This is a genomic window from Pseudomonas sp. TCU-HL1 (genome assembly GCF_001708505.1).
Classification (GTDB): domain Bacteria; phylum Pseudomonadota; class Gammaproteobacteria; order Pseudomonadales; family Pseudomonadaceae; genus Metapseudomonas.
Map to the genome: position 1 here is coordinate 1,472,013 of NZ_CP015992.1, position 17,160 is coordinate 1,489,172.

The following is a 17,160-nucleotide window of genomic DNA, read 5'->3' on the forward strand; positions in this document are numbered from 1 at the left end:
CCCGTTACTGGCCGAATCGACCATCGCTGGCCAGGTCCAGTGCACCTTTTTCAGAGAGGCGCACCATCCGTCCCTTGCCGATGGCATGGCCACTGACGTGCCCCCCGCCCTTATAGACGTCGAGCATCACCCGCAGGCTGTCGGCCAGTTTCGGTGCTACCCGGCTGTCGCTTGGCAGGTCGAGGTCGAAGATAGGCGGCTCGCTGTGCTTTTCCTCTGGGGGCAGTCCGTGCGCCGCTTACTCGGCAATCTGCAGCTTGCGCGACTCGGTGTAGACGTAGCGCAGCTTCTCGTACTCGAAGGGCGAATTGAGCTGGCCGTAGCGGAACTGGGTGGTATAGCGCTTATCCACCATGCGCAGCGCGGTGATCTCCGGGTGGTCGCTGCTGACTTCCGGCACATTGAGGAAGTTGATCTGGTAGTCCGCCACGTAGTCCACCACCAGCCCGCCGGTGTCTCGCAGGTTGGATGGACCGAGGATTGGCAGCATCAGGTAGGGGCCTTCATTCACGCCGTAGACGCCCAGGGTCTGGCCGAAGTCTTCGATCTGCTTGGGCAACCCTATGCGCGTGGCCGGGTCCCAGAGGCCGGCCACGCCGATGGTGGTATTGAGCATCAGGCGGCCAGTGATTTCCATGGAGCGCTGGCCCTTGAGCTGCAGCAGGCTGTTGAACAGGTTGGGCACGTCGCCCAGGTTGCTGAAGAAGTTGCTCACCCCGCTGCGCACGAAGCCCGGTGTGACGTAGCGATAGCCGCGCACCACCGGCAGGAACACCCATTCGTCGAAGCGGTAGTTGAAGTGGTAGACACGCCGGTTCCAGGACTCGTAGGGGTCGTAGACGTTCAGCGCGTCCAGGGTTGAGCGCTCGAACTCACGCTGGTCCAGGCCGGGATTGAACTTGAGATCCTTCAGCGGCTGGGTGAAGCCGTCCTGATCGGGTTCCTGGGCCTGGATCAGGCCGCTGGCCAGCAGCAGGGCAAGGAAGAGGGCTTTCTTAGCCACGGAAGAACTCCAGCATGGCGTCGCCGTTGACGCGGTAGTTGAGGTTGCCGCAGTGCCCGCCGTGGGGGTACAGGGTCAGCCGGTCGCCCATTGCGCGGCGCAGGAACCCCAGGTCGCCGGGGCCGAGAATGAGATCGTCGGCGTTATGCATCACGGCTATCTTGCTGCTGACCTTGAGGTAATCCTCCAGCGCGTAGAGGCTGACCTGGTTGATCAGCTGGGCCAGGCTGCCGCCGTTGTAGCGGGCACGCCAGTACGGGATCAGCTGCTCGGTGATGTAACAGTCGAAATCGCACTGCAAGGCGCGCTTGTAGAAAGGCGTCAGGCTGGTGCCTTCGTTGATAGGGTACTTCACCGGGGTGATCAGGCCGCGGCGATTGATCAGGTCCGAGGTGAACGCGATATCCGAGGAAGAGAAGCGGAAGGAGGTGCCGATTAGCATCGCCATCTGCTCCTTGGACAGACGCTGCCTGGATTCCTGGAAGTCGAACAGCAGCGCGTCGTTCAGGTCGATGTAGCCCTTCTGCTGGAAGTAGCGGGTCAGTTTGCCGAGCACCACCTGGTAGAAGGTGGTGGTGTCGTCGACGCCCTTGACGCGGGTCTGCACCAGGCGATCGAGGTTAGTCACCGAGGTGTAGAGGTTCACCGGCGGATTGAGCAGCAGCACGCGTTTGAAGTTGAAGCTTCGGCGGGTCTCGTCCAGATGGCTTACGAAGGCTGCTTCCAGGGCGCCGAGGCTGTAACCGGTGAGGTAGAAGTCGGTGATCGGCAGGGCGGGATGCTGGGCGCGTACGGCCTGCATCACCCGGTAAAGGTCGTCGGCGTCTTCGGCGGTCAGGCCCGGCGTGGCATGGCGCGAGGCGGCTGCCATGAAGTCGTAGCTGGTGGGGGAAGAAAGCTGCACCACATGATAACCAGCGCCATAGAACAGCTTCTTGAGGTTCTCGGCATGGGTGCTGGCGTAGTTGCCGCCGGTGCCGGCGATGATGAACACCAGGGGCGCAGGACCTTTCTGCTGGGCCATTCGATAGCGCATCTTCTTCACGGGCCAGAAGTTGTCCGGCAGCGCGCTTTCCCGTTCCGGGCGCAGTTTGAGGTCGTAGTCCGATTGCGTGATGTCATCGTCCGCCGGCACTTGGCTGCGCAGGTCCGGCGGCGTGGTGGCGATGGTCGCCTCGAAGGGGTTGGTGATCGGAAAGCCGTAGCTGGCCGCGTCCACATCCGCAGCCAGCACGTGCGCGCAGAAGGTCAGGCTGCCCAATAGGACGGCGAGGCGAAGACGGAGCATAGGAAAGGGTTCCTGTTCAGGTTCTGTGGAAGCCAGGCCCTGCCAGGCAGCGTCAGCCGCTCCCTCGGCACGCCGGCGAGGCCGGCAGGCTGCGTTCCTTATAAGTGAACGTGATGAGTGAATACCGAGGCTATGACAACTGCAAGTCCGGCAAGTGCGGGCCATCCATCAGGCCGGTACGACTCGGCAGGTTGCAAGGTCCTTGCATACCACGGGCGTGGGGGTATCCTTGGCGCCGCTTACCCATTCGGAGAGAACCATGCCCAGCCGTTCGTCCCTCATCCTGCTGCTGATCCTGCTGCCACTTTGGCTGGCGGCCAGCTACGGCGTTCGTTTCGCCCTGATGGAGGACGGCCAGTGGGTCGGCCTGTGCGTCGACGAGGCGCAACGCTGGGAGTGCCAGGCGCGCGCCGGCCTCGGCCTGTTGATCCACTTCCGCATCATCGCCTGGATCAGCCTCGGCGCCGCCCTTGTCGCCTTCTTCGTGCCTGGTCGCGCTGGTTGGTTCCTGGCCCTGCTGGCGCTGCTCTTCGCCCTGCCGGCCCTGGTGCTCTATACCGCGAGTCTTGCGGTGTTCGCTTGCGTTATCGCCGGCCTGCGCCTGGTGCGCCGCCAGCCGGAACTGGTTGCGGCCAGCGCCTGAGTTTCCAGCGCACAAACAAAAAGGACGCCTTGAGCGTCCTTTTTTGTTTCCGGTGAAGGAGGAATGTCGTGCCTGTGGGAGCGATTTCAATCGCGAATGAATTCGCTCCCACAGGGGCAGAGCACGTCCCGGATCAACCGCGAACCCGCAGGCAACGCCACAGGGCTGCCAGCAGGAGCGTGCTTACGGCAGCCCAGCCGATGGCCTGGACGTTGCCCAGAGTTTCTTCGTAGAGCTGCGGCACGATGCCGGCGCCGATCAGCACCGCCATCAGGGCGACTTCGCGACGGGGTACGGCTACCGGGCGGAACAGGTAGACCAAAGCCGGCAGCAGCAGGGCGGCGCTGGGGAAGCTGCGGTAGCGGGCGTCGAACACCAGGGCCAGCATCAGCACCGCTCCGGCGAAGCCGGAGGCGGCCAGCCACCAGCCACCACGGGCTTCCAGCCAGTCGAACAGACGGCCACGCCCACCCGCACGAGCGGACAGGGCCAGGGCGCCATGGGCCAGGACAACCAGATTGAGGCCAACCAGGAAGGCGGCCCACAGCCACTCGCCGACGAAGCGGCTGGTGACCCGCGCCATTTCACCCCACAGGCCGATACTGGCGGCGCCCACGGCCGCCAGCAGCGGTAGCACCAGGGCGGCGCGAGTGGAGGCCGGCCGGCCGGCGAGCGCCAGGGTAGCGAGGAAGATCAGGCCGGAAATACCCAGCCACATGGGCCAGTAGGGCAGGTTGGTGACGGGGCCGGCGAGCACGCCTTTCTCCTGGCGGTCGGCGTCGAACAGGCCCCAGTAGCCGCCCACGGCGCCTTCGCTGGCGCGCTTCCAGGGCTGGTCGAAGGCTTCGATCAGGTTGTAGCCCCAGCCGTTCTGTTCGGCCATGGCGACGAAGCCGCGAATGAACCTGGCCTCGTTGACGCGGCTGGGGACGGCGGTTTCGCGCTGGCGGCCTTCGCTGGGCCAGCCGGTTTCGCCGATGAAGATGTCCTTGGGTGCGAACTTGTTGCCGAACACCTGGCGGATTTCGGCGGCATGGCGCAGGGCCTGGTCGATGCCGGCGGGGTCGTCTTCCCAGTACGGCAGCAGGTGGATGGTGAGGAAGTCCACCGCCGGGGCAACTTCCGGGTGACGCAGCCAGAATTCCCAGACGTCCGCGTAGGTTACCGGTTGCTTCACCTGGGCCTTGACCTGCTCGATCAGCCTGGCCAACTGGGCGCCGGTGACTTCCTTGCGCAGCAGGGTTTCGTTGCCCACGATCACCGACTGCACCACATCCGGGTTGGCATTGGCGGCTTTGACCAGGGCGTCGATCTCTTTCTGGGTGTCCACCGGGTTGCCGTTGACCCAGGCGCCCAGCATCAGCTTGAGGCCGTGCTTGCGGGCCAGCTCCGGAATGGCTTCCAGACCGGTCATGGAGTAGGTGCGTACGCAGTGGAAGCGGGTCGCCAGCAGGGCGAGGTCGGCGTCCATGCGCTCGGGGCGCAGCACGAAGGGCTGGTCGAACGGCGACTGGTCCTTGTCGAACGGGCTGTAGGACGCGCACTGCAGCTTGTGGCTGGGGGTGGCGGCGTCCGGCAGGATCACCGGCTTGCCGAGACCGTACCAGAGGCCCGCGAGGGCCAATACGGAGATCAGGAAGGAAAACAGGTAGGGGAGTGCAGGGAAACGGGCGTTCTGACTCATGGTGGGCGTGCTTGCGTGAGGGCAAAGCCGCGCATCTTAGCGGATTAGCCCACCTCGCTCCTACGGCCCGGAACGGGAAATTCCAGACAGCGCATTTCGGCGCCGTGCCCCGTCAGGCGTGGTGGTGCAGCCAGGCGTGCTTTGGCATCGGCGGCTTGTCGCCCTTCTCAAAGCGCTTCCAGATCTTTTCGTGGAAGTAGAAACCTACCGAGTTGCACAGCGGCTCCACCGCCGCTACCAGTCCGCCGACCGTGATGCTGCCGGTGAGGGCATAGGCGACGCTGAACGCGATGCAGAAGTGCATGAGGGTGAAGGTCACGGTCTTGAGCATGGTGCACCCCGGTCATTCGAATGGTTATTCGGTGTGATCAGGCTAGGGCTCATTCGCGATACAAGGAAATGTTCATCGGCGATGGTGTCGATAGTTTTGCCTTATGGATCGTGTACGACCTTGGTCGAGAATGGCCCAATGTTCGACTAAGGTCGTCTGTTGCGCTTGTACGGCCGTTTTATTGTTGATTTCACCAGCAACCCGCGCTGTGGAGGACAACAACAATGAACGACAGCACCTACAAGCGGATTCAGGAGAATCCGCGTTTTCAGGAACTGGTTTCCAAGCGAGAACGCTTCGCCTGGATACTTTCTGCCATCATGCTCGGCCTTTACCTGGCCTTCATTCTCCTGATCGCTTTCGAGCCGCAAGTGCTCGGCACCCGCATCAACCCTGACTCTCCGGTTACCTGGGGTATCCCGATCGGTATCGGTCTGATCCTGTCCGCCTTCGTGCTGACCGGCATCTACGTGCGCCGCGCCAACGGCGAGTTCGACCGCTTGAACCACGAGATCCTCAAGGAGGTCCAGTAATGATCGCGCGCATCCTTGCCGTGCTCGGCCTGATGGCCGTGGCCCCCGCCCTCTGGGCAGCCGGTGCCATCGAGGGCGATGTCCAGCGGCAGCCGCTGAACACCTCGGCCATCGTCATGTTCGTCGCCTTCGTCGGCGCCACCCTGTACATCACCTACTGGGCCTCCAAGCGCAGCAAGTCGGCCTCCGACTTCTACACCGCTGGCGGCAGCATCACCGGTTTCCAGAACGGTCTGGCAATTGCCGGTGACTACATGTCGGCGGCGTCCTTCCTGGGTATTTCCGCCCTGGTATTCACCTCCGGCTATGACGGCCTGATCTACTCCATCGGCTTCCTGGTGGGCTGGCCGGTCATTCTCTTCCTGATCGCTGAACGCCTGCGTAACCTCGGCAAGTACACCTTTGCCGACGTGGCGTCCTACCGCCTCAAGCAGAAGGAAATCCGCACCCTGTCCGCCAGCGGCTCGCTGGTGGTGGTGGCCTTCTACCTGATCGCGCAGATGGTCGGCGCCGGCAAACTGATTGAGTTGCTGTTCGGCCTGAACTACCACGTCGCGGTGGTTCTGGTGGGTATCCTGATGGTCTGCTACGTGCTGTTCGGCGGCATGCTGGCCACCACCTGGGTACAGATCATCAAAGCCGTGCTGCTGCTCTCGGGCGCCTCCTTCATGGCGATCATGGTGCTCAAGCACGTCAACTTCGACATCGCTACCCTGTTCAGCGAGGCCATCAAGGTCCACCCGAAAGGCGAGGCCATCATGAGCCCCGGCGGCCTGGTGAAAGACCCGATCTCCGCCATCTCCCTCGGTCTGGCCCTGATGTTCGGTACCGCTGGCCTACCGCACATCCTGATGCGCTTCTTCACCGTCAGCGACGCCAAGGAAGCCCGCAAGTCGGTGTTCTACGCCACCGGTTTCATCGGCTACTTCTATATCCTGACCTTCATCATCGGCTTCGGCGCCATCCTGCTGGTCAGCACCAACCCGGCCTTCAAGGATGCCAGCGGCCTGCTGTTGGGCGGCAACAACATGGCAGCGGTGCACCTGGCCAACGCCGTGGGCGGCAGCCTGTTCCTCGGCTTCATCTCCGCGGTGGCCTTTGCCACCATCCTGGCGGTGGTCGCTGGCCTGACCCTGGCCGGTGCCTCGGCGGTGTCCCACGACCTTTATGCGTCCGTGGTCAAGAAGGGCAAGGCGAGCGAGAAGGACGAGCTGCGCGTATCGAAGATCACCACCGTGGCCCTGGGCTTCGTGGCGATCGGCCTGGGCATCCTGTTCGAGAAGCAGAACATCGCCTTCATGGTGGGCCTGGCCTTCTCCATCGCCGCCAGCTGCAACTTCCCGGTGCTGATCCTCTCCATGTACTGGAAGAAGCTGACCACCCGTGGCGCCATGATCGGTGGCTGGCTGGGCCTGGTCACCGCGGTTGGCCTGATGATCCTCGGCCCGACCATCTGGGTGCAGATCCTCGGCCATGCAACTCCGGTCTACCCCTACGAGTACCCGGCGCTGTTCTCCATCTTCGTTGCCTTCGTCGGTATCTGGTTCTTCTCCATCACCGACAAGTCGGCCGCCGCGGACGAAGAGCGTGCACGCTTCTACCCGCAGTTCGTGCGCTCCCAGACTGGCCTCGGCGCCAGTGGTGCCGTCGCCCACTGATCCACGTTATCCCTTGCAAGACTTGGGGCAGCCTTCGGGCTGCCCTTTTTGTTGTTTGCGGGGTCTGTTGTGTTCGCTTCGTTGGGCTTCGCTTCGCTCAGCGCCAACCTACAAAAGGAAGGGATCCATGCTCGCCCTGTCTTGCGTGATGCTTGTGTAAGGTTCGCATCAGTTACCGCAATCAACCTTCTACAAGGAGCGACAATGGAAACCATGGATTGCAGCAGCCTCGATGAGGTTCGAGCGCAGATCGATTTGCTCGACCGCCGGATAGTCGCCTTGCTCGCCGAGCGAGGTGCCTATGTGCGGAAGGCAGCTCGGTACAAGCGTGACAAGGCGGAGGTCGAAGCGCCGCAACGGGTGGCTGCCGTCATCGCCAGGGTCAGGGAGCTGGCAGTCGAATCGGGAGGAGACGAGGGCGTGGTCGAAGCCGTCTATCGAGCAATGATCTCGGCCTTCATCGAGGCCGAACTCAGCGAGCATTCCCGGCTTCGCCAGGGCAGTAAGTAGGTTGCTCGGCGTTGACGGCTAGATCATGCCGAACAGCAGGAGCACCACCACTATGACCAGCAGCAACCCAACCATGCTCGACGGGCCATAGCCCCAATTGCGGGAATAGGGGAAGACCGGCAGGCCGCCGATTAGCAGCAGGATCAGGATGATGAGCAGCAGAATGGTGATCATGGGCAATGGCTCCTCGGTAGCTGGGATTGCCAGGGCACGTGGCGTTATCGTTGATGGTAAGTCGACCGTGCCCCTGATTACCGACTGACCTCCATTCGAGATGGTTCAAGGAAAACGACCCTGTGGACGCCCCGCCATGAGTGACCGGATCGCCGCCGACGCGGTACTGCTGCTGCACCTGGCCTTCATCCTGTTCGTGGTGGTGGGTGGGGTGCTGGTGCTGAAGTGGCCGCGCCTGGCCTGGCTGCACCTGCCGGCAGTGGCCTGGGGCGCCACGGCGGAATTCCTTCATCTCGTCTGCCCGCTCACGCCCCTGGAAAACCGTCTGCGCCGCGCGGCGGGGGAGCAGGGCTACAGCGGGGGCTTCATCGAGCACTACCTGGTGCCATTGATCTATCCTGCGGGGCTCACGCCGGGCATCCAGCTCTGGCTCGGGGCCTTCGTGCTGCTGATCAACCTGGTGCCCTATTGCCTGCTGGCGAGGCGTTTGATGACGCGCCGCTAGCGGCGTTTGCCCTCATCATTCAGCACCGTGATTCAAGGGTGGTGCCACTATGGCCTTCGCTACACTGCGGCTCATCTACCGCACAAGCAGAAAGGCACCTCACCATGCAAAATCGCATCATGATCACTGGCGCTGGTTCCGGGCTCGGCCGCGAAATCGCCCTGCGCTGGGCGCGCGAGGGCTGGCAGCTGGCCCTCTCCGACGTCAACGAAGCCGGTCTGGCCGAAACCCTCAAGCTGGTCCGCGAAGCCGGCGGCGATGGTTTCACCCAGCGCTGCGACGTCCGTGACTACAGCCAGCTCACCGCCTTCGCCCAGGCCTGCGAAGAGAAGCTGGGCGGCATCGACATCATCGTCAACAACGCTGGCGTCGCCTCGGGCGGCTTCTTCGAGGAGCTGTCGCTGGAGGATTGGGACTGGCAGATCGCAATCAACCTGATGGGCGTGGTCAAGGGCTGCAAGGCGTTCCTGCCGCTGCTGCAGAAAAGCCATGGCCGGATCATCAACATCGCCTCGATGGCCGCGCTGATGCAGGGGCCGGCGATGAGCAACTACAACGTCGCCAAGGCCGGCGTCGTGGCCTTGTCGGAAAGCCTGCTGATCGAGCTGAAGGAACAGGGCGTGGGCGTGCACGTGGTCTGTCCGTCTTTCTTCCAGACCAACCTGCTGGATTCCTTCCGGGGTCCGACCCCGGCCATGAAGCAGCAAGTGGGCAAGTTGCTGGAAGGCTCGCCGATCAGCGCTGCCGACATCGCCGACTACATCTTCCAGGAAGTGGCCGCTGGCGCCTTCATGATCCTGCCCCACGAGCAGGGCCGCATGGCTTGGGCGGTGAAGCAGAAAAACCCGCAGGCGCTCTACGACGAGATGGCCAGCATGGCGGCGAAGATGCGGGTCAGGCACCACAGCGCTCATTGAATCTGGTTGTCCGATCAGTCAGCTTTTGCTGCGTACGGGGTTGCCCGGCGGTCGGACGGGGGAGTAGGGTTTCTCCCCCGGCCTGACCGCCCATCCGGATGGATCCACCGTGAAACCCTTTTCCCGCGCGTTGCTGATGCTGGCGCTGGTGCTAGCCGCCATCAACCTGCGCCCCGGCATCACCTCGCTTGCGCCCCTGATCGAACGCATTGCCCTTGAGCTCTCCCTCAGTCGAAGCCTGATCAGCCTGACCACGGCGTTGCCGGTACTTTGCATGGGCCTCCTGGCGCCCCTGGCTCCGCGCCTGGCAGTGCGATTCGGTCTGGAACGGGTAATCACCGCCTGCCTCGTATTGATCGGCCTTGCCCTGCTGGCGCGCCTGGGCGGCTATGCCAGTACCGTACTGATTGGCAGCGCCGTGGCCATGGGCGCCGGCATTGCCATTGCCGGGCCGCTGTTGTCCGGATTCATCAAACGTCATTTTCACGACCAAATGGGGCGAGTGGTCGCCTGGTATTCCCTGAGCATGACCATCGGCGGCGCTGGCGGTGCGGTGCTGACCCCGCCGGTGACCCAGTGGCTCGGCGACCGCTGGCATTTCGGCCTGGCCTTCTGGTCTCTGCCAGCGTTGCTGGCGGTGCTGTTCTGGCTGTGCCTACCCAACCGCGCCGAACCCGCCAGTGAGGCGGGGCAGGGTGGCCTGCCCTGGAGGGAAGCCAGGGCTTGGTTGATCACGGCCTTTTTCGCGCTTCAGGCGGGTCTCTTCTATGCCCTGACCACCTGGCTGGTGGCCCGTTACCACGAGGCCGGTCTCAGCCTGCTGCGCAGCAACAGCCTGTTCAGCCTCTTCATGCTGGTGGGACTGCCCAGTGCCTTCATCCTGCCCTGGCTGGCCCAGCGCTTCGGCAACCGCTATCAGTTGCTGCTGGCCTGCGGCCTGGTCAGCTCGATCTGCCTGGGGATGATCGCCTTCCAGCCGACCCTGCTGCCGGAAGTCTGGGCCGCCTTGCTGGGCCTGGGGCTCAGCGGCTCCTTTGCACTGTCCCTGGTGCTGCCGCTCTACGAGGCGCACACGCCCCTGGCGGTAAGCCGCTGGACCGCCATGATGCTGTTTGCCGGCTACGGGCTGGGCAGCCTCACGCCTGTCCTTGCCGGCCTCGGACGCGATCTGGCGGGCAATTACCAGGTGCCGTTCATGGTGATTACCGGGCTGGCGCTGATCATGTGCGTACTTGCCTGGCTCCTCGGCCGCGGCAGGCGTTAAGGACTTCGACGCATTTCCTTTCTCCCTTGGCAGTCCTGTGTTAGAAGGCTGCCACTGTTTTACTGGAGTGCCCGCGTGGAGTCCGAATCCATCGTCTATGGCTGCATCCGTGACTGGCCGTCGCTGGACGACCAGGAGCACCGCATGCGCCGCGAGACCAACCGCCACGTGCTGGACAACCTGCCCAGCGGCGAAGCCTGGCCGTTCCTCGGTCGCGAAATGTTCTCCTGCTGCGAACAACCCGGCGCTGGCCTGTTCCGCACGCAAGTGATCCATTTCGGCGCGAGCTATCCGGCGGTGGAGTACGAGTGGACGCTCTGGGTAAAGGCGTTCGAGTCCCTGCTCAAGCAGCTGTACTGGAGCAGCGCGGTGGTCCATCTGGAAACCGAACTCAACGGCCTTCACACCTTCCGCTGGGAAAGCGAGCAGGGCTTCCACAGCCCCCAGGAAGGCAACCTGCGCGTGCGCTGTGCCTGGGAGCGCGAAGGCGGCGTGCACGGCTGATTCCCTGTCCACACTCCCGACCATCAAGGGATTGATCCGATGCTCAACTACCTCTGGTTCTTCCTGGCCGCCCTGTTCGAGATCGGCGGCTGCTACGCCTTCTGGCTCTGGTTGCGGATGGGCAAGAGCGCCTGGTGGGTCGTTCCGGGCCTGCTCAGCCTGACCCTCTTCGCCCTGCTGCTGACCCGCGTGGAAGCGGCCTACGCTGGCCGCGCCTACGCCGCATATGGCGGTATCTACATTGTCGCCTCGCTGCTCTGGCTGGGTCTGGTGGAACGCACCCGACCGCTGGCCAGTGACTGGCTGGGCGCCGCGCTGTGCGTGATGGGTGCCACCATCATCCTGCTGGGGCCGCGCTTCTCGCCAAGCTGACATCGGCCCTGCCGCGCTGGCTGGCAGTGGCCAATGTGCTCGAGGCCTTGCTGCGCTTCATTCCCGAGAATTGCGTCCTGGCCTGAAGTGCGGCTGCACGGATTACTTCAACCTTTCCCCCCAAGCGCTGTCGAATCGGTCATGGCGGCCTGGAAAGTGGTTTTCAGCACGGCTGATCGTCTTTTCAGGCATCGAACCTCCCCCGCGCAGGAGAGTGCTGGATGAATCTGCCGTCATCAGGGACAGCGGCACGTGTCCTGGTGGCGCTTTATTCATCGCTCCTCCTGGCGTGCACGTCGCTGCCCCGCATCAACCCCGACATGGTCCACTCACCGGTTGCACAGGTGCAGCTGGACGGTGCCCGTGGTCCACTTTCGGATGCGCACAGCAAGGCCATCCTCGATCGCCTCAAGGCATCCGGCATGGAGACCAATATCTTCGACCTCCACCTGGCGATCGAAGAAGCTCTGGTGGGCAGCCCGCTTACCGCCGGCAACAAGGTTGATCTGCTGCAGGACGGCCCGCAGACCTATCAGGCGATGCTCTCGGCTATCGAGTCTGCCCGCGACCACATCAATATGGAGACCTACATCCTCGAAGGCGACGAGGTGGGGCAGCGATTTGCCGAGGCCCTGATCGCCAAGCAGCGCAGCGGTGTGCAGGTGAATCTGATCTACGACAGCGTTGGCACCCTGGGCACGCCACCGGCCTTCTTCGCGCGGCTGCGCAAGTCCGGCATCCGGCTGGTGGAGTTCAACCCGGTCAACCCTGTGACCGCCAAGGCCGGTTGGGAGTTGAACCAGCGCGATCACCGCAAGCTGCTGATTGTCGATGGGCGTATCGCGATCCTGGGCGGGGTGAACATCAGCGGGGTCTACTCCGGGGGCTCGTTCGCTCCCGGTTCCCGGCGCCAGGCGGGCAAGGGCCTGCCCTGGCGGGACACGGATCTGCGCATCGAAGGCCCAGTGGTGGCTGACCTGCAGAAGCTGTTCATCAGCACCTGGGATCGGCAGAAGGGGTGCGAACTGGTTGCGCGGCACTACTTTCCGCCCCTAGAACGCAAGGGCAACGAGGTGGTGCGCGCCATCGGCAGTTCGCCGGACGAACCCTACAGCCAGATCTACGCGACCCTGATCTCCGCCCTGCACAGCGCCCAGAGCGAGATCTGGCTGACCAGCGCCTATTTCGTGCCAGACCCGCAACTGCTCGATGCCCTCAAGGCTGCCGTTGCCCGCGGTGTCGATGTGCGCCTGATGGTGCCTGGCAGCACTGATTCCTGGCTGGTGTTCCATGCCGGACGGGCTTACTACGCCGAGCTGCTTGAAGCCGGAGTGCGACTCTATGAGCGCCGCGACGCGCTACTGCACGTGAAGGCGGGGGTGATAGACGGTGTCTGGTCCACGGTGGGCTCCACCAATCTCGATTGGCGCAGCTTCCTGCACAACCAGGAGGTCAATGTGGTGGTGCTGGGGGCTGATTTCGGTGCACGCATGCGCGAGGCTTTCCTCGGCGACGTTAAGGGGTCGCAGGAAATTACCCTCGCGGCCTGGCAGCGTCGTTCCATTCGCGCCCGGATGAGCGAGCGCATCGGGCGCGTCTGGGAGTACTGGCTGTAGATCGTGGTTCCAGCTCATTTGGACCTGGGACGGTCATGAGTCAGCGGCTCTGCCTGTTACGGCCTCGAGAGATGTGGAAGGCGTGCAAGGAGGATCAGGTATTCCTGTCCACCTGCAGCTGGCGTTCCTCCTCCTGCGCACGGCGGTAGGCCGCCTCATGCAGGGCCTGGGCATCGGCCAGCAGGAGGCCGAGGGCGGAGGCCAACCGGGCGGTTTCCTGGGGCAGTACGTCACCGTGGGCGCCGTTCTCCAGTATTTGCAGCAAGTCACCCAGGGCAGCCATGCGCTGGTTGGCGGCTTCGAACAGATGATTGGCGGGCGCGCGAGCGTTGACGAACAGGACATCGTCGTAGGGCTGGGAGAGCGGGAGAAGGGGCTTGAAGTCAGTCATGAGCCATCTCCTGCGGTAGGAGGTGGTTTGCCTGGAAAAGGGGGGAGTGGTGGCGCATATCCTTGTGTCCTCACGTGGTAGAGGAACCGCCCCGTCCGTTACGACACGATAGGGAGGCGGGCCGTGCAGGGGTCGCAAACCGGTTACGCGAGGAAAACCCGGCAAGGCCTCAGCCTTCCCTGCACGGCCTGCCATGGAGCTTGCCAGCCGTGTCCCAGCGTTAAGTTCGGGTTGCGACACCCGGTCGCGGTTCCAGTCGCGACGGTCCGGACTCTAGCGAGGGCTTTTGTAGGCGCTCAAGGTTGAACTGCTGTACGAAATGTCTTGCCGAGTGATGGGATGTTGCGGGGCGTGTCGGAAGGGGATCTGGGCGGCGGACGCGGGAGATTGCCGGGCGTTGCGGTGAGAGTCCTGATCTAGAGATGTTGCGCGCCAGTTCTCCGAAATTGCCGACGAATGGCCCGTTGTTTTTTTGCGCGCTGTCATCATCTCCTAGCAGAGCTTCTACACTCTGAATTCAGAGTCTATTGGTGCTCTGTGCTTTGTTTGGGTCGCCCCGTGGCGGCCTTTTTTGTCCCGCAGTTTATGCCCGGCCTGTCGCTGGTACGGAATAATCGCCACTTCGTCCGCCCACCATGGGCAACCGCGTTGCCCTTGGCCAATGAATCGCCTCTACGTCTCCAGCCACTCCTTGGGGACATCCAGCTTGAGCATCAGCTGGCACAGCTGGCTGTCAGGGTCGTAGACGATCACCGCCTCACCCTTCTTCAGCGCCCGGCGAACCCGTTCTACGCGCGTTTCCAGTGGTGTGTCGTCGCCGTTGTCGGTGCCTTCGCGGGTGACGAAGTCTTCGATGAGGCGAGTCAGGGTGTCGGCTTCGAGCAGATCAAAGGGGATGAGCATGGGGAAATCTCCGGCGGGGGCGAAATGCTAACGCCGCCGCCGGACGCCGTCACCCGTCGACGCTTTGCCGCAGGATGAAACGCTCCAGGGTCGAGAACAGCAGGGCGCTGTCCAGTGGTTTGCCGAGGAAGTCGTCCATGCCGGCGGCGGCCCCCGCTTGGCGATGCTCTTCGAGGATGTGCGCGGTCAGTGCGACGATGGGCACTGGCGGCCAGTTGCGATTGCGTTCGAGGCGGCGTATCTGCCGGGTGGCCTCGAAGCCGTCCATTTCCGGCATCTCGCAGTCCATCAGGATCAACTGGATGCCTTCCGGATCGCGCTGATACTCGTCCACGGCTGCCACGCCATTGGCGACGGTGCGCACCAGGTAGCCACGTTTCTTCAGGAAGCCCTGGACCACCATCTGGTTCACCGGGTTGTCTTCGGCCACCAGGATGCACGGCGTGGCGCTGACCCGGCGGCGTTCTTCCTGCTGCTGGGTGCGTTCTTCCAGCCGCCTCTCGCGGTAGAGCTCCTGCAGGGTCTCGCGCAAATGCGACAGGGCCATCGGCTGGGCCATGGTGCGCAGGCGCAGGCCGGCACCGGGCGGCAGTTTCTGGCAATGCTCTGGCGGGCAGATCAGCATCACCCGCTGGCTGTGTTCGAGGTGCGGGCGCAGTTTTTCCAGCCAGTGTTGCGGATCGCCGGGCCAGGGCGCCTGCAGCACCAGCAGGGGCGGTACGGCGAAGTCGGCCAGGTGTTTGATCAGCCGTTCCGGGTCCTGGCAGCGTTCGCAGCGCATACCCCAGCGCCCCAACAGGCGGCCCAGCGCATCCAGCCCAAGGGCGTCCTGGCTGGCCAGCAGGGCGGTGCGGCCGTCCAGCAGTTGGGTCAGGTCATCGGTCTTGAATTCGCCGGGCTGCAGGGGAATGTCGAAGCTGAAGCGGGTGCCCTGATTGAGGGTGCTTTGTACTTCGATGCGTCCGTCCATCATTTCCACCAGCTCCTTGCTGATGGCCAGCCCCAGGCCGCTACCCCCGAAACGGCGGGTGGTGCTGGAGTCACCCTGGGCAAAGGAGTCGAACAGTTGTGTCAGGGCTTCCGGGCGAATGCCGATTCCACTGTCGCTGACGCTGAACACCAGGTGCGCGTTGCCGGCGGAATTGCGGCGGACACTGAGGTTGAGGGACACATGGCCGTCGGCGGTGAACTTTACGGCGTTGCCCAGGAGGTTCATCAGCACCTGCTTGAGCCGTGTCGGGTCACCCTTGATGCGTCGCGGCACGCCGGCATCCAGGCTGAGGTGCAGGCCAAGGCGTTTGTCCATGGCCTGCGCGGTGAACAGGCCGAGAGTTTCCGACACCAGGTCTTCCAGGTCGAACTCGATGTGTTCCAGTTCCAGCTTGCCGGACTCGATGCGGGCGAAATCGAGGATGTCGTTGATCACAGCCATCAGCGCCGTGCCAGAGCTGGAAATGGTGTCGACGTAGAATCGCTGGCTGCGGTCCAGCGGGGTGTCCTTGAGCAGCTGCAACATACCCAGCACACCGTTGAGCGGCGTGCGGATCTCATGGCTCATCGTGGCCAGGAAGCGGCTCTTGGCCTGATTCTCGAAATGCGCCTGCTCGGCCGCCTGGCGAGAGCGGTAGCCCTCTTCCTTGAGGCTGTTGATGCGGTCGGCCAGTCCGATGGACAGGGTGATCAGCTCGATGGTGACGCCGATCTTGACCACGGTGGCGCCGAACAATCCCAGCACCTCGATGCCCAGTGAGCCGGTGGTGACCTGGATGAAGGCGAACAACAGTACGCCCCAGGCCAGGGTGTAGTAGGAGCCGTAGCGCAGCCCCTTGCGCCAGACGTAGAGGCCGGTGAGCAGGAGGAAGGCGGAAATGCCCGACACCGTCAGGCTGGCCAGGATGTTCCAGTTCTGCAGGCCGATCAGCGGGAAGGAGATCAGGGCGACCAGGGTGGCGACCATCAGCCCGCGCAGCACCTGGTCCAGCCTCGGGAAGTGCAGGCTGGTGTGCAGGAAATGGCGGCTGAACTGCACAGCGGTCAGGCAATGCAGGTACATGAAAATGTAGATGGCCACCGACTGCAGGCCCACATGGTTGGGCAGCAGCTTGAACAGCATGCCGTCGAAACACGCGGCGAGCAGGCCGACATTGAGGTTGTAGGCCAGGTACCAGAGGTAGGCCGGCTCGCGCAGCGACAGGTAGAGGAACAGGTTGTAGAAGAACATGGCAAAGAGCACGCCATAGAAGGCCCCGTTGAACCCCATGAGGTTTTCCTGGGCGGCGGCGCTGGCGCCGAAGGTGCTGAACACCAACGGCACGAAGATCGTGCTGGTGCTTTCCACCCGCAGGATCAGGGTGCTCTGGCCGGGCTCCACGCGCAGGGGGAACCAGAAGTTGCGCACCTGCACCGGTCGCTGGGCGAAGGCGAAGTGGTCGCCGGTTTCCTGGACCTGCACGCGGCCGTCAGGGCCGATGGTGTAGAGGCGGACATCGTCCAGTAGCGGGTAGTTGGCCTCCAGATAACCTTCCAGGGCTTCGGGGAGACGATTGTCCAGGTGCACCCGGAACCACCAGACGGAGGCGTTCTTGCCCAGGTTGGCCTGCTCGCTGCGAAGGGGGCGGAAGGCCGGCTCTGGAAGTTTGCGCACTTGTTCCAGGCTGAGTTCGCCCTTTGGGTCTTCCAGGTAGCCGACCCAATGGCCAAGGGACAGGCGCAACTGATCCTGGTCGAGCGGCACCGCGTCGAGGGCGAAGGCTGGCCGGCAAAGCCAGAAGAGGAGAAGAGCCAGACCGAGTGCGATCGTTCTCGCACAGCCTGAGAGGTGAAGCATGGGCGACCACCCGTGTTGTCATGCGTCCTTGGGTGGC

At 63.5% G+C, this 17,160-nt stretch carries 19 protein-coding genes; 10 read left to right on the top strand and 9 right to left on the bottom strand.

All coding sequences use genetic code 11. The features are described from left to right. Positions 1-4 precede the first annotated feature (4 nt). The 3 genes from THL1_RS30965 to THL1_RS06810 form a co-directional block, all read right to left on the bottom strand. The gene (locus THL1_RS30965) at positions 5-127 is read right to left on the bottom strand and encodes a hypothetical protein (protein ID WP_257785015.1); all 123 of its coding nucleotides are present in this window, start codon (positions 125-127) and stop codon (positions 5-7) included. 111 nt (positions 128-238) lie between these two features. After that, complete coding sequence (locus tag THL1_RS06805) at positions 239-1,003, bottom strand: MlaA family lipoprotein (RefSeq protein ID WP_083245841.1); 765 nt, start codon at positions 1,001-1,003, stop codon at positions 239-241. Next, on the bottom strand, positions 996-2,291 hold the full coding sequence (locus tag THL1_RS06810) for a serine/threonine protein kinase (RefSeq protein ID WP_069082547.1): 1,296 nt from the start codon (positions 2,289-2,291) through the stop codon (positions 996-998). Before THL1_RS06810 ends, THL1_RS06805 begins: the two co-directional genes overlap by 8 nt. Before the next feature lie 259 nt (positions 2,292-2,550). On the opposite strand from THL1_RS06810, the gene THL1_RS06815 reads away from it, so the two are divergent. Next, the gene (locus THL1_RS06815) at positions 2,551-2,934 is read left to right on the top strand and encodes a hypothetical protein (protein WP_069082548.1); all 384 of its coding nucleotides are present in this window, start codon (positions 2,551-2,553) and stop codon (positions 2,932-2,934) included. A gap of 133 nt (positions 2,935-3,067) precedes the next feature. Here the strand turns inward: THL1_RS06815 and THL1_RS06820 are convergent, their stop codons facing one another. Together THL1_RS06820 and THL1_RS06825 are read right to left on the bottom strand one after the other, a co-directional pair. Further along, positions 3,068-4,618, bottom strand: a complete 1,551-nt coding sequence (locus THL1_RS06820; RefSeq protein ID WP_069082549.1) for a beta (1-6) glucans synthase — start codon at positions 4,616-4,618, stop codon at positions 3,068-3,070. Between the two features lie 112 nt (positions 4,619-4,730). Next, a complete protein-coding gene (locus tag THL1_RS06825; protein WP_069082550.1) occupies positions 4,731-4,949 on the bottom strand; it encodes a DUF2061 domain-containing protein in 219 nt (72 codons plus the stop codon). Between the two features lie 224 nt (positions 4,950-5,173). Here THL1_RS06825 and THL1_RS06830 point away from each other — a divergent pair, with 224 nt between their 5' ends. The 3 genes from THL1_RS06830 to THL1_RS06840 all read left to right on the top strand — a co-directional run bounded on the left by THL1_RS06830 (position 5,174) and on the right by THL1_RS06840 (position 7,650). Then, a complete protein-coding gene (locus THL1_RS06830) occupies positions 5,174-5,482 on the top strand; it encodes a DUF485 domain-containing protein (protein WP_069082551.1) in 309 nt (102 codons plus the stop codon). After that, positions 5,482-7,140 carry a cation acetate symporter gene (locus THL1_RS06835; protein WP_069082552.1) on the top strand — a complete coding sequence of 553 codons (1,659 nt, stop codon included), beginning with the start codon at positions 5,482-5,484 and terminating at the stop codon, positions 7,138-7,140. Before THL1_RS06830 ends, THL1_RS06835 begins: the two co-directional genes overlap by 1 nt. A gap of 204 nt (positions 7,141-7,344) precedes the next feature. Further along, a complete protein-coding gene (locus THL1_RS06840; protein ID WP_069082553.1) occupies positions 7,345-7,650 on the top strand; it encodes a chorismate mutase in 306 nt (101 codons plus the stop codon). 18 nt (positions 7,651-7,668) lie between these two features. Here the strand turns inward: THL1_RS06840 and THL1_RS06845 are convergent, their stop codons facing one another. Further along, positions 7,669-7,824, bottom strand: a complete 156-nt coding sequence (locus THL1_RS06845) for a DUF3309 family protein (RefSeq protein ID WP_145928268.1) — start codon at positions 7,822-7,824, stop codon at positions 7,669-7,671. 136 nt (positions 7,825-7,960) lie between these two features. Here THL1_RS06845 and THL1_RS06850 point away from each other — a divergent pair, with 136 nt between their 5' ends. From THL1_RS06850 to cls, 6 genes are all read left to right on the top strand, one after another. Further along, positions 7,961-8,329 (top strand): DUF2784 domain-containing protein, encoded by a 369-nt coding sequence (locus tag THL1_RS06850; protein WP_069082554.1) that lies wholly within the window; start codon positions 7,961-7,963, stop codon positions 8,327-8,329. Positions 8,330-8,433: 104 nt separating this feature from the next. Next, on the top strand, positions 8,434-9,246 hold the full coding sequence (locus THL1_RS06855) for an SDR family oxidoreductase (protein WP_069082555.1): 813 nt from the start codon (positions 8,434-8,436) through the stop codon (positions 9,244-9,246). A 109-nt stretch (positions 9,247-9,355) separates the two neighbouring features. After that, positions 9,356-10,510 (top strand): CynX/NimT family MFS transporter, encoded by a 1,155-nt coding sequence (locus THL1_RS06860; protein WP_069082556.1) that lies wholly within the window; start codon positions 9,356-9,358, stop codon positions 10,508-10,510. A 75-nt stretch (positions 10,511-10,585) separates the two neighbouring features. After that, a complete protein-coding gene (locus THL1_RS06865) occupies positions 10,586-11,014 on the top strand; it encodes a hypothetical protein (RefSeq protein ID WP_069082557.1) in 429 nt (142 codons plus the stop codon). A 39-nt stretch (positions 11,015-11,053) separates the two neighbouring features. Further along, positions 11,054-11,386: a YnfA family protein gene (locus tag THL1_RS06870; RefSeq protein ID WP_069082558.1), complete on the top strand. Its 333-nt coding sequence runs from the start codon at positions 11,054-11,056 to the stop codon at positions 11,384-11,386. 221 nt (positions 11,387-11,607) lie between these two features. Beyond that, positions 11,608-13,002, top strand: coding sequence for a cardiolipin synthase (gene cls, locus THL1_RS06875; protein ID WP_069082559.1), 1,395 nt, complete (start codon positions 11,608-11,610; stop codon positions 13,000-13,002). A 94-nt stretch (positions 13,003-13,096) separates the two neighbouring features. Here the strand turns inward: cls and THL1_RS06880 are convergent, their stop codons facing one another. The 3 genes from THL1_RS06880 to THL1_RS06890 all read right to left on the bottom strand — a co-directional run bounded on the left by THL1_RS06880 (position 13,097) and on the right by THL1_RS06890 (position 17,123). Continuing rightward, on the bottom strand, positions 13,097-13,393 hold the full coding sequence (locus THL1_RS06880; protein ID WP_069082560.1) for a hypothetical protein: 297 nt from the start codon (positions 13,391-13,393) through the stop codon (positions 13,097-13,099). A gap of 672 nt (positions 13,394-14,065) precedes the next feature. Next, positions 14,066-14,296 (bottom strand): YheU family protein, encoded by a 231-nt coding sequence (locus THL1_RS06885; protein ID WP_069082561.1) that lies wholly within the window; start codon positions 14,294-14,296, stop codon positions 14,066-14,068. Between the two features lie 49 nt (positions 14,297-14,345). Continuing rightward, on the bottom strand, positions 14,346-17,123 hold the full coding sequence (locus THL1_RS06890) for a hybrid sensor histidine kinase/response regulator (protein ID WP_069082562.1): 2,778 nt from the start codon (positions 17,121-17,123) through the stop codon (positions 14,346-14,348). Between the last annotated feature and the right edge of the window lie 37 nt (positions 17,124-17,160).

Coding starts and splice junctions, on each gene's coding strand:
- THL1_RS30965 (WP_257785015.1), bottom strand. CDS start 127: ATGCTCGACGTCTATAAGGGCGGGGGGCACGTCAGTGGCCATGCCATC.
- THL1_RS06810 (WP_069082547.1), bottom strand. CDS start 2,291: ATGCTCCGTCTTCGCCTCGCCGTCCTATTGGGCAGCCTGACCTTCTGC.
- THL1_RS06815 (WP_069082548.1), top strand. CDS start 2,551: ATGCCCAGCCGTTCGTCCCTCATCCTGCTGCTGATCCTGCTGCCACTT.
- THL1_RS06820 (WP_069082549.1), bottom strand. CDS start 4,618: ATGAGTCAGAACGCCCGTTTCCCTGCACTCCCCTACCTGTTTTCCTTC.
- THL1_RS06825 (WP_069082550.1), bottom strand. CDS start 4,949: ATGCTCAAGACCGTGACCTTCACCCTCATGCACTTCTGCATCGCGTTC.
- THL1_RS06830 (WP_069082551.1), top strand. CDS start 5,174: ATGAACGACAGCACCTACAAGCGGATTCAGGAGAATCCGCGTTTTCAG.
- THL1_RS06835 (WP_069082552.1), top strand. CDS start 5,482: ATGATCGCGCGCATCCTTGCCGTGCTCGGCCTGATGGCCGTGGCCCCC.
- THL1_RS06840 (WP_069082553.1), top strand. CDS start 7,345: ATGGAAACCATGGATTGCAGCAGCCTCGATGAGGTTCGAGCGCAGATC.
- THL1_RS06845 (WP_145928268.1), bottom strand. CDS start 7,824: ATGATCACCATTCTGCTGCTCATCATCCTGATCCTGCTGCTAATCGGC.
- THL1_RS06850 (WP_069082554.1), top strand. CDS start 7,961: ATGAGTGACCGGATCGCCGCCGACGCGGTACTGCTGCTGCACCTGGCC.
- THL1_RS06855 (WP_069082555.1), top strand. CDS start 8,434: ATGCAAAATCGCATCATGATCACTGGCGCTGGTTCCGGGCTCGGCCGC.
- THL1_RS06870 (WP_069082558.1), top strand. CDS start 11,054: ATGCTCAACTACCTCTGGTTCTTCCTGGCCGCCCTGTTCGAGATCGGC.
- cls (WP_069082559.1), top strand. CDS start 11,608: ATGAATCTGCCGTCATCAGGGACAGCGGCACGTGTCCTGGTGGCGCTT.
- THL1_RS06880 (WP_069082560.1), bottom strand. CDS start 13,393: ATGACTGACTTCAAGCCCCTTCTCCCGCTCTCCCAGCCCTACGACGAT.
- THL1_RS06885 (WP_069082561.1), bottom strand. CDS start 14,296: ATGCTCATCCCCTTTGATCTGCTCGAAGCCGACACCCTGACTCGCCTC.
- THL1_RS06890 (WP_069082562.1), bottom strand. CDS start 17,123: ATGCTTCACCTCTCAGGCTGTGCGAGAACGATCGCACTCGGTCTGGCT.